The organism is Streptosporangium sp. NPDC006013 (assembly GCF_040614275.1).
Classification (GTDB): domain Bacteria; phylum Actinomycetota; class Actinomycetes; order Streptosporangiales; family Streptosporangiaceae; genus Streptosporangium.
On sequence record NZ_JBEXUE010000350.1, the window covers coordinates 1 to 10,699 of the forward strand.

The following is a 10,699-nucleotide window of genomic DNA, read 5'->3' on the forward strand; positions in this document are numbered from 1 at the left end:
GCCTTCGCCTACCACACCGCCGACACCCTGCGCCTGCGCTACGACCACCACTCCAAGAGCCTCAAACAAAACAGCTACACCGAAACCCTCGCCCCCGTCACCACCGCCCACAAACTCCTCGAAACCTACGACACCATGACCCGTCCCTCCGCCCGATGAAAGAGACCGGACGGAGCCCCTGGATGGAACCCGTCCACATGACAACCCGGATGCGCGGTCCGTGGCCTTCATTCGCCCCACCGACGTCTGTTCCCCATCTCATCCCGTCCAGGGAGTCAGAGGAATGACCATGCGAAGAGGAACCAATGCCCTGCGAGCGGCGAGCGTGCTGTGCGCGCTCCTGCTCCTCCCGATGGCGCCACCGGCGCAGGCCGCCGGAGGCACACTCGCCAACGCGCCGGCGCTGACCGTATCTGCGGGGAACCTCGCGGATACGGTCAAGGAGCCGGATCCGGGGACAAAGAAAAAGGAGAAGAAAAAGGAGAAGTTCACGCCCTACACGCCGAACGAGCTCGACCGCGCCCAACTCCCCGACCTGTCGGGCACGCGGAAGGTCGAACCACCGAAGACGCGGCGGCTGGACCGGACTCCCGACGGCTTCCTCAACCTCCCGCAGCAGCCCAGCGTCGCACCCACCACTGCCCCGGGAACCAACACGGTGGTGGGAAAACTCGAGGAGGCGGTCCTGGAGGCGGGAGGACGGATCCGCGTCAAGGGATGGGCCGCGGATACCTACTCTCCCTCCAGGACCGTCCAAGTGATCGGCGGCACATTAGGACAGACGCAGGTCACAAGCCGGGCCAACACCACGAGGCCGGGCACCCCCTACGGCGACGCGCACGGGTTCGACTTCGACGTCGAGATCCCACCGACCAGAGGGCTGCACCAGGTTTGCGTATCGGCGTTCTACACCACCACCAAGGTCACCGACCTCGGATGCCTTGAGTTCGACTCCCGGGCGTTCGGCGTCGTCGAGTACCGGATTCCTCTCGCGGTCGTCGCATCGGGCGCGTACTCCGTGATCGGCGGCTGGATGATCGACCCTTATACCGCCGGTCCCGCGACATTCAGCGGATTCCGTGACAAGCAAGAGTTTTTCCGCGGCTACAGCGCCCACCTGCCGCGCCCCGACATCGCCCAGGCTTTCCCCACGTTCGGCCCCAATCATGGCTGGGAAGTGTGGATCAAGCATGACGGACTCGAAGGCACTCCCAGCGAGCTCTGTGTGAACGCCGACTCTGGAGGGGTGGGGAAACAGGTTGGCTGCATGACCCAGAACTCCCGGCACGATCCGTTCGGGGCGCTGGACGAAGTGCGCTGGCAGGGCGAGAACATCCTGGTCAAGGGCTGGGCGATCGACCCCGACACCCGCTCGCCGGTAGAGGTCTCGATCTTCGCGGACGGCAAGCTGGTCAAGACGGCCTCAGCCTTCCAACTCCGTACCGACATCCGTGATGCCCATCCGGAGTATGGCGATTCCCATGGGTTCGAGACGACGATTCCCGCCGCCTTCGATGATCAGAAGATCACCGTCAAGCCGACGAACATCGGCCGTGCCGGTCCTCTCGGAGGCAACGTGGAGTGGAAGATGAACTACGACGGCTCCTCTGGGCCGTGCCGCTGTATCGGGGAGAACTTCGAGGCGGGCTCGTACGACAAGACCGCCTACTCTTCGTGGGGCGTCGACCATTCCATGTGGATCACCTCGGACAAGTCCCATGTGGTGTCGGGAACCTTCTCGGCCTACGGTCAGAGCCTGCCCGGCGGGGAGTGGACGGAGTTCCTGATCTCGAACAGGACCAAGATGAAGCTGAAGCGCTCGACGACCTACATGGTGACCTACCGGTACCGGATTCTCGGGCCTGCGAACTCCCAGGTCGAGCACTACTTCCTGGCGCGGACCACCAGCGGAGGATATGGCAACGACTGGTGGGGCGGGATGTTGACCGATTCCACCGGCTCCGGGGTGAAAAGCAGATCGGTGACGTTCACCACCGGTGCGTTCGACGACTATTACCTCATCTGGGGCATCCACAACAGCGGTGCCATGACGGTCGACAACATTGTGATCAACGGTCCGGTGGGCTGACGGTCCACACCGTCTCAGCGGCATCGGACCACCGGCCGGCCGGACCGTAGCCGCTGGGCAGTGATCTCCACGGGTCACGCGCCCGCGGAGATCACTGCCATCTGCTTCGCGCCCGCTCAGCAAACGATGATCGAGTTCCACTCGCTTGATCGGACGGGATTTCGCGTTTTCCACGTCTTGAGGCCGCTGGACGGGTTCCTGCCCCAGCCGGCAGTCCCGGGCAGCTCGGCGCTCTGGCCGTCAGAGTAATCAGTCGACACGACGGAAGGCCGAGCGGTAGTCCCTCGGACGTCGTCCGGTGTGCTTGGCGAAGAGGGCAGCGAACGTGCTGGGGTCCTTGTATCCGACCGCGGCGGAGATGCCGGCGACGGTTCGGTCCGTGGTCTCAAGGAGGTGGCGGGCGCGACGGACACGCGACGACTGCAGGTACTCCAGCGGGCTCTGGCCGGTCTCGTCCGCGAAGCGCCGCAGCAGCGTCCGGGTGCTGACCTTGAACGTGTCCGACAACGCGGCGAGGTCGTATCGGGCGGCAAGGTTTTGGTCGAGCCGTCGCATGACCTTGTGGGAGAACTCGTTTCCGGGCTGCGGAAGAAATTGCGCGTCAACGTATGGAGTCTGGGACGATCGCGCATCGTCGACGAGTGCCACCCGTGCGGTTGTCCGTGCCACGCCGGCACCGCTGTGTTGGCGGATCAGATCCAGCGCGAAGTCGTACATGGCACTGAAGGCCGCCGTTGTCGTCACCCCCGTGTCGGTGACGACCAGACGCTCAGGTCGGACGTCAGCGTCCGGACAGCGTCGAGCCAGTTCGTCCGCGAGGAGCCAGGCCGTCGTAGCACGGCGTCGGTTGAGGAGTCCAGCCTCGGCGAGCAGGAACGCACCGACACAGATCGAGACGACGACAGTGCCCGCAGCAGCGTGTGAGCGGATCGCCGCGACTTCAGGGGCGAGGGGTGCGAGCTTCGCGTCCACGTCGAGGCCCGGCACGAGCTCGAACCCTGGCACGACAAGGACGTCTACCTCGCGCAGCGGTGAGACGTCCAACGCCGCACCACCCGATGCGGCGACACGACGGCGAGGCGAAACGATCGACACCTCGTATCCGGAGCTGTCCGGTCCGGCAACGTGCGTGGCCATCGTCAAGAGATCGGGTACGCCGAACACCTCGGACGCGAAGCAGCCTGGATAGGCCAGGACACCAACCCGCAGCGCGCTCACGCTCGCCTCCTCACCATCAGCCTCTGGCGAGATTACCCGCATATATGGCGATCTAGCCTCTCACCTTGTGCTGGGGCAACGGTCCACGCTGTCACCATGAGCGCTGCCAGCGGAGGACTTGACGACATGATCACGGATTTCTCCCGCCGACTCGTGGATGTGGAGGGGGTGGTGAAGACGGTGTACGCCGCGGGTTCCGGGCCGGCCGTCGTGTTGATGCCGGAGATGCCTGGCATCAGTCCTGACGTCCTTCGACTGGCGCGGTGGGTGCGGGATTCGGGCTTCACCGTCTATGTCCCCTCACTTTTCGGGATCGATGGTGCCTATCCCACGGCCGAGGGCGGTATGGAGGTTTTCCGCCGCGCGTGTGTCAGTGCCGAGTTCCGCGCGTTCGCCGGGGGCGGAACCAGTCCGGTCACGGCATGGCTACGTGGGCTCGCGCGCCAAGCCCATGCCGAATGCGGCGGTCCGGGAGTCGGCGCGATCGGACTGTGCTTCACCGGCAACTTCGCTCTCACGATGGCGCTTGAGCCGGCTGTCATCGCGCCAGTGGTCAACCATCCGTCGCTGCCGCTGGACGACCCTGCCGGACTCGAGATCAGCGACGAGGACGCACGCGCGGTCCGAGACCGCATCGCGCGCGACGGACTGAAGGTTCTTGCCTACCGCTTCGACGACGACCGCTGGTGCACCGGCCAGCGCTTCGCCGCCTACCGGGCGCTCCTCGGCGACGCCTTCGATGGCCGTGTTCTTCCGGGCAGTTCCGCGAACACCAGCCCGCCCCCGTTCTTCGGCGACGTGGTCGGGACCCCCCACAGCGTTGTCACCGCCCACCTCGTCGACGAGGACGGACATCCCACGCTGAAGGCCAGGGACGAGATCATCGCCTTCCTGACCGACCGCTTGAGCCCGTTCGAACATTCCGGGACGACATCCGACTGAGCGGCACAACGGTCGCCGGCGCAATCGGCGATCAGATCCGGGCGTCGTGTCCGGCGCAGACTGTCGGCCTGGGGGTGGATGTCCGAGGTCTCACGAGTGGGTCGGGACCGAAATGACGAACCGGAAGATCGTTCGCCGGTGCAAAGGTGATCGCTCCCGACTGCTTGAGCGGAGGCCGGGGCATGTGCGCGGGGGCGTGTGCGCTCTTGGGCGTGACCGGGTCGCCGCGCCCGCCACACCCTCCGCACAGCCGTGTTGCGGTGAAGGACGGGAGACAGCCAGGCGTCCTTCGGGCGGTGCAGGGCTCGGACGGCGTGATGCGGGAAACGATCATGGCTTTGACGGGAAGCGATCTTCCGAACCTCTCATGCGTCCCAGGTCAGACCTACTCGTGAACACCCCACCAGGTCAGAGGCCACTTCCGAGAGATCGGGAGTGGCCTCTTGCGTTGCCGGGTGGCTAGCTGAGTGACTACGGCTCTGATCGTTTCTTCGGGCTCAGCCCCGAAGTGTTCGAGCCGCCTGCATGATCTGGCGCACCGGGACCACTGCCATTACTCTCGGCCATCTGTGATCGCATGACTCCTCCGGCCGCCCTCACGTTAAGAGCCGGCCACAAGGACGGTGAGCGGTGTCTGATCTGGTGCGGCTGGACATGGGGGATCCCGACGTGTCTGGACACGGTCCGACCAGGCAGGGCATGAGTGATCCCCTGGCGGACGACCAATCTGTCCCCTCCACTCAGCTCGGCCCCGTAGTCCCCCGAGCTGATGGCTACACGATTCCTGCCAGCGGGAGCGTGGGGCCGTCAGCCGTGTCGATGCGGCCGCCGTTCTTTCGGCGAAACCTCCGATGGGTTCTCGCGCTGGCAGTTTTGGGAGCGTTAGCCGTCGCTGTGTGGCCTTCCTCGGATCTGCTGGGGCATCACGACGACCCTGTCGGGGCGGTGGCGGTGGGGAAGCTGGAGGGCCGACCGGTCGCCGTAAGTGCTGGTAGTGGCCCCGACGACACCACCTTACGGGTGTGGGACCTGACCACAGGCGATCCGATCGGCGATCCGATCGTCGCTCACCCGGAGGGTGTTGTAGCGCTGGCACTCGGGGAAGTGGACGGCAGGCCGGTAGCCGTCACAGGCGGCTACGACGACGCTGTACGGATCTGGGATCTGACTACACGCAGACTCGTCGGCGAACCGATAAGGCTCAGCAACACTGAACGCGTCGATGCGGTGGCGGTCGGGGAGGTGAACGGTCGAGCCGTCGTCGTCGCTGCGGGAGGCTGGGGCGATGCGACCCATAAGTTGCCTGTGCGGGTATGGGACCTGGCCACACACGAACCTTTCGGCGAACCGATGGTCGGACACACCAACTTCGTCTCGACTGTGGCGCTCGGAGAGGTGAACGGTCGAGCAGTTGCCGTCACCGGCAGCGTTGACGGCACGACACGCATGTGGGACCTGGCCACCCGCAAGCAGATGGGTGATCCGATGATCAACGGTACCGGCGTCGGGGATGTCGCGCTCGGGTGGGTGGACGGCAGACAGGTCGCTGTCTCCAGCGACGAGGAGAACATTCGGGTGTGGGACTTAACCACCCACCAGCTCATCGGTGTACCGATACCGACCGGCCATACCTATGGGATCAGGACAGTGGTGGTCGGAGAGGTGAACGGTCGACCAGTGGCCCTCACTGGCGGTGGTGACGACGAAGACGGGGGCGGTGCCGTGCGGGTTTGGGATCTACGCACGCGCAAACCGCTGGGCGAACGAATGAGATACGCCAACTGGGTCGGGGGCGTAGTGGTCGAACATGTGGACGGAAAAGTGGTCGCCGTCACCGGAGACGGTGACGGCGACGTGCGAATGCGGGATCTGAGTGCCTACACGAGATGAACCACGTCTATCGAGACGGGTGATCCCAAAGGGGTAACGCATCACCGCTGTTCAGGATCTCAACGTAGATCCGCTTCGTAGAGATCAGCTGTTTGGAAAGATCCGGTCCATTGCCTCGGCGCCTTCCAGGAGCATCGGGCGGAGCTGCTTGCGGTAGACGATCTCGGTGACCGAGGTGTTGCGGTGGCCGACCAGGCGGGAGATGTTCTCCAGCGGGATGCCGGAGTCAGACAGCGGTGAGACGAAGCTGTGCCGCATCTCGCGGGGCGTCCACTCCATGGTGTTCAGGCCGGCCTTCTTGAGCACGGCTCGGAACGAGCGCCAGACGTTATGGGAGCCGAGTTCCGTGCCGGCCTTGGACGCGAACACGAGGTCGTTGGCCTGCCAGTTCACGCCCGCCGCCTTGCGGGCCACGTCCTGCCGTTCGCGATGGAGCTTGAGTGCCTCAGCGCAGCGTCTCGGCATGGCCGGCGTGCGCCGTGACCTGCGGGCCTTCCAGTCCCTCCAGAAGAGCCGCAGCCAATTCGGTCGCCGACACGGCAGGCCGTTGGCAGAGCCCCGGTCGCCCTGTACTCGTTGCGGGCGGTGCCGTGGCGCCGCACCCTTTTGCCGTGACGAGTCACGACTTTCGTCGCCCTGAGGCAAAAGGGTATGGGCAAGTTGCAGATCTTGCTTTATATTACGGCGCAGAGCAGCGTTATTTCCTCCGTGTTACAGCAAATGAGACCCGGCATCCGCCGTTCGATCGGCCATATCGGCGGTGCCGCAACCCCCCACGCCGCGCTGAACGCGGCGCCCTCACCGAGATGGGACTGGCCATGCGGAAATTACCCCTGTTATCCGTCTCACTGCTCACCGCACTCTCGTGGCTCGTCGTACCCGCTCAGGCGCGCGCGGCGGTGCCACCGCAGGAGCCGGGCATCACCCTGCGTACCTACGACGTCCAAGTCGAACTGTCCAAGCTCTGCACGCTCAAGCCCGGTCAGACACCCAACGTGGACAAGCTGATGCCCACGATCGACTGGACCTCCGACGCCGACTTCGGCCTGGCCGACATGTTCGTCACCGAGGCCATCGGCAACATCTCCATCGCCGCCGCAGGTACGTACGAGTTCCGGCTCACCAGCGACGACGGCTCCCGGCTGCGCATCGACGACACCGTCGTGATCACCAACGACGGGCGGCACGGGCCGATCGCCGTGGACGGCACGATCACCCTGACCACCGGCTACCACGCGTTGCGCGTCGACCACTTCGAGCACCTGTACGGCCAGCGGCTCAAGCTGGAGTGGAAACCACCCGGATCCTCGGCGTTCACCCTCGTGCCGAACTCGGTGCTGAGCACGGACGCGGACGTGGTGCGGGTCACCGCCCCCGGGCGCAAGGAGTGCGAGAGCGGCGCCGACTCTCCGGGCGACGGGCTGCCGCTGGAGTCGGTACACCCTGACTTCACGCTCACCGACCTGCGCCCGAACGGTTTCCAGCCGCAGGTGACCGCGATGGACTGGCTGCCCGACGGCCGGTTGGCGGTCGCCACGTGGGGTGGCTCGGAAACCAAGCTCGGCGAGGTCTACCTGCTCGACAACGTCACAGGCAAGACCTCACCCGCGCAGGTGACCACCAAGAAGATCGCCGGCGGGCTTCAGGAGCCCATGGGCATCAAGTACGTGGACGGCAAGCTCTACGTGTCGGAGAAGTCCCGGCTGGTGGAGCTGAACGACACCAACGGCGACGAGGTCGCCGACAACCTCAGGACCGTGGCGACCTGGCCGTTCGGCGGCAACTTCCACGAGTTCGCGTTCGGGCTGCTCTACCGTGGCGGCCACTTCTACATCAACCTCTCCGTCGCCATCAACTACGGCGGTGCCACCACCGACCCGCAGCCGGCGCGGAACAGGGGCACGACCATCAAGGTCAACAAGGCCACCGGCGAGGTCGAGTACATCGCCGGCGGTCTGCGCACACCCAACGGGCTCGGCTGGGGTCCGGAGGGTGACCTGTTCGTCATGGACAACCAGGGCGGCTGGCTGCCCGCCTCGAAACTGGTGCACATCAAGAAGGACCGGTTCTTCAACCACTACACCAACCCTGACGGCCCGTTCGATAACAACCTGGTGAGCGCGCCCGTACTCTGGCTGCCGCACAACGAGATCGCCAATTCCCCCAGCACGCCGCTGGTCATGAAGGGGGGCAGGTTCGCGGGGCAGATGTTGTTCGGCGACGTCACCTACGGCGGGATCCAGCGCGGCTACCTCGAGAAGGTCAACGGCGAGTACCAGGGCGCGGTCTTCCGCTTCACTCAGGGCCTCGAGGCAGGGGTCAACCGGATCAGCCTGGGGCCCGACGGTGCCATCTACGCCGGAGGTCTCGGCGCCGGCGGAAACTGGGGCCAGACGGGCAAGCTCACCTACGGACTGCAGAAGCTGACCCCCGGCGACGACAAGGCTTTCGACATCCTGAAGATGCGCGCGATCGAGGGCGGCTTCGAGCTGGAGTACACCCAGCCGCTGTCGGCCGAGACCGCCGCGTCGCTGGCGGCCAGGTACCAGGCCACCCAGTGGCGGTACGCCGCGGCCTCCACCTACGGTGGCCCCAAGGTGGACGAGGAGCCGCTGACCGTCACCTCCGCGGACCTGCGCTCCAACGGGAAGAAGGTCACACTGAAGATCGCGGGTCTCAAGCCGGGGCGCGTGGTGCACCTGCGGTCGCCGCGCCCGTTCAGCTCGGCGTCAGGGCAGCCGCTGTGGAGCACCGAGGCCTGGTACACGCTCAACTCGATGATCGACGGTCCGGAGACGGACACCGTGTACGAGGCGGAGAGCGCCTCGCACAGCGGCGGCGCGAAGCTGAACACCGATCATCTGAGCTACTCGGGAAGCGGCTTCGTCGACGGCTACCAGACCGTGGGAGCGGCCACGCAGTTCGCCGTGCACGCGGCCAGGGAGGGCACATACCACGTCGGCCTGCGCTACTCCAACGGCCCGCACCCCGCGCCCGGCACCAAGTCCCTGAGCGTGTACGTCAACGGGACCAAGGTCAGGCAGGTGCCGCTGCCCACCACGGAGACGTGGGACCTGTGGGCCACCCGGGTCGAACCGCTCACGTTGAAGAAGGGCGCCAACCTCATCACCTACAGGTTCGACAGCGGTGACGTGGGCCACGTCAACCTCGACTCCGTCACCGTGGCCGCGCAGCAGGTGTTCGAGGCCGAGGACGCCTCGCTGAGCGGTGGCGCGAAGGCGAACCAGAACCACCAGGGCTACACCCACAAGGGCTTCGTCGACGGCTACTGGAACGAGGGCGCGAGCACGTCGTTCTCCGTGCGGTCGGACTCACCCGGCCCGCACAACGTCGGGCTCCGCTACGCGGCCGACGCCGGCAGGTCGGTGAGCGTGTACGTCAACGGCGAGAAGGTCAGGCAGGTGCGGCTGGCCGCCACCGGCGGCTGGGACGTCTGGGCCGTCCAGACGGAGCCGCTCAACCTGAAGCGGGGTTCGAACAGGATCGACTACAGGTACGACTCCGGCGACACGGGCAACGTCAACCTCGACCACATCACCGTGTCGAAGGCGCAGCGGATCACGCTGTTCGACGGATTCAGTCTGGCGGCGTGGGAGAAACGAGCCGGCGGGGCGGCGACCTGGCCGATCGCGAACGGCTCCGTGGAGTCCTACGGCGGCGACATCCGTACCCGGCAGACGTTCGGCGACTTCAAGCTCCACGCCGAGTGGTACGAGCCGGACTACCCGCCGGACGTGACCGGGCAGCAGCGCGGCAACAGCGGCATCTTCCTCCAGGAACGCTACGAGATTCAGGTCCTGGAGTCGTACGGTGACACCACGCCGGCCGCCAACGAGGCGGGCGCGATCTACAGCAAGCGCGCCCCCGACCGCAACATGGCCACCGCCCCGGGAACGTGGCAGACCTACGAGATCACCTTCCGCGCGGCCCGCTACACCAGCGCGGGAGTGAAGGTCGACAACGCGCGGGTCACGGTCGTCTGGAACGGCGTGGTGGTGCACAACGACGTGGCCATCGACGGCGGCACAGGCGACAACATCCCGGAGAGCGCGGCGTCGGGCGGGATCCGCCTCCAGGATCACGGCGACCCTGGCGAGAATCCCCGCTTCCGCAACGTGTGGATCGAACCCGTCTCCTGACCTCATCCGGCAGGCCGTCCCGCCCTCTGCGCGTGGCCGGCCTGCCGGGCCATGAGCGCGCCGCGATGCCCTCGTCCTGGACGATCGGCAGATCGGGCAGCGGATACGCGTGGCTCCCACGGTCGAGGAGGACGCGATTCCCGCTAGGGACAGGACTTCGAGGACGTCGGCCGTGGCGGTGCGGCCGGCGCCTTCCCGCCGACGCCTCGGGTGGATCGTCGCGCTGATAGCCTGCGTGGCGCTCGTCGTCAACTTCTGGCGTTCCGCAGAGTCTCGATCGCATAGCTGCCGGTGGGGTCGATCAACGTCGACTGTGTGACCGTCGCGGTCCGCCAGTAGTCGCCGTCCGCACGGGCCTGCTCCATGGCGACGGCAACGGCGAGCAGGATCTGCCCGGCAG

General features: G+C 66.1%; 6 protein-coding genes. 4 read left to right on the plus strand and 2 right to left on the minus strand.

The features are described from left to right. The first annotated feature begins 352 nt into the window (after nt 1-352). A complete protein-coding gene (locus tag ABZ260_RS36935) occupies nt 353-2,089 on the plus strand; it encodes a hypothetical protein (RefSeq protein WP_355626829.1) in 1,737 nt (578 codons plus the stop codon). 249 nt (nt 2,090-2,338) lie between these two features. Here ABZ260_RS36935 and ABZ260_RS36940 read toward each other — a convergent pair whose 3' ends face one another. Further along, a complete protein-coding gene (locus ABZ260_RS36940; protein ID WP_355626831.1) occupies nt 2,339-3,307 on the minus strand; it encodes a helix-turn-helix domain-containing protein in 969 nt (322 codons plus the stop codon). Nucleotides 3,308-3,403: 96 nt separating this feature from the next. Between ABZ260_RS36940 and ABZ260_RS36945 the strand changes: the two genes are divergently transcribed. Then, nucleotides 3,404-4,249: a dienelactone hydrolase family protein gene (locus ABZ260_RS36945; RefSeq protein ID WP_355626833.1), complete on the plus strand. Its 846-nt coding sequence runs from the start codon at nt 3,404-3,406 to the stop codon at nt 4,247-4,249. A 951-nt stretch (nt 4,250-5,200) separates the two neighbouring features. Next, the gene (locus ABZ260_RS36950) at nt 5,201-6,139 is read left to right on the plus strand and encodes a hypothetical protein (RefSeq protein WP_355626835.1); all 939 of its coding nucleotides are present in this window, start codon (nt 5,201-5,203) and stop codon (nt 6,137-6,139) included. Between the two features lie 84 nt (nt 6,140-6,223). On the opposite strand, the gene ABZ260_RS36955 is transcribed toward ABZ260_RS36950, so the two are convergent. Beyond that, nucleotides 6,224-6,784, minus strand: a complete 561-nt coding sequence (locus ABZ260_RS36955; RefSeq protein ID WP_355626836.1) for a tyrosine-type recombinase/integrase — start codon at nt 6,782-6,784, stop codon at nt 6,224-6,226. 173 nt (nt 6,785-6,957) lie between these two features. On the opposite strand from ABZ260_RS36955, the gene ABZ260_RS36960 reads away from it, so the two are divergent. After that, on the plus strand, nt 6,958-10,299 hold the full coding sequence (locus tag ABZ260_RS36960; protein WP_355626838.1) for a family 16 glycoside hydrolase: 3,342 nt from the start codon (nt 6,958-6,960) through the stop codon (nt 10,297-10,299). The last annotated feature ends 400 nt before the right edge of the window (nt 10,300-10,699 follow it).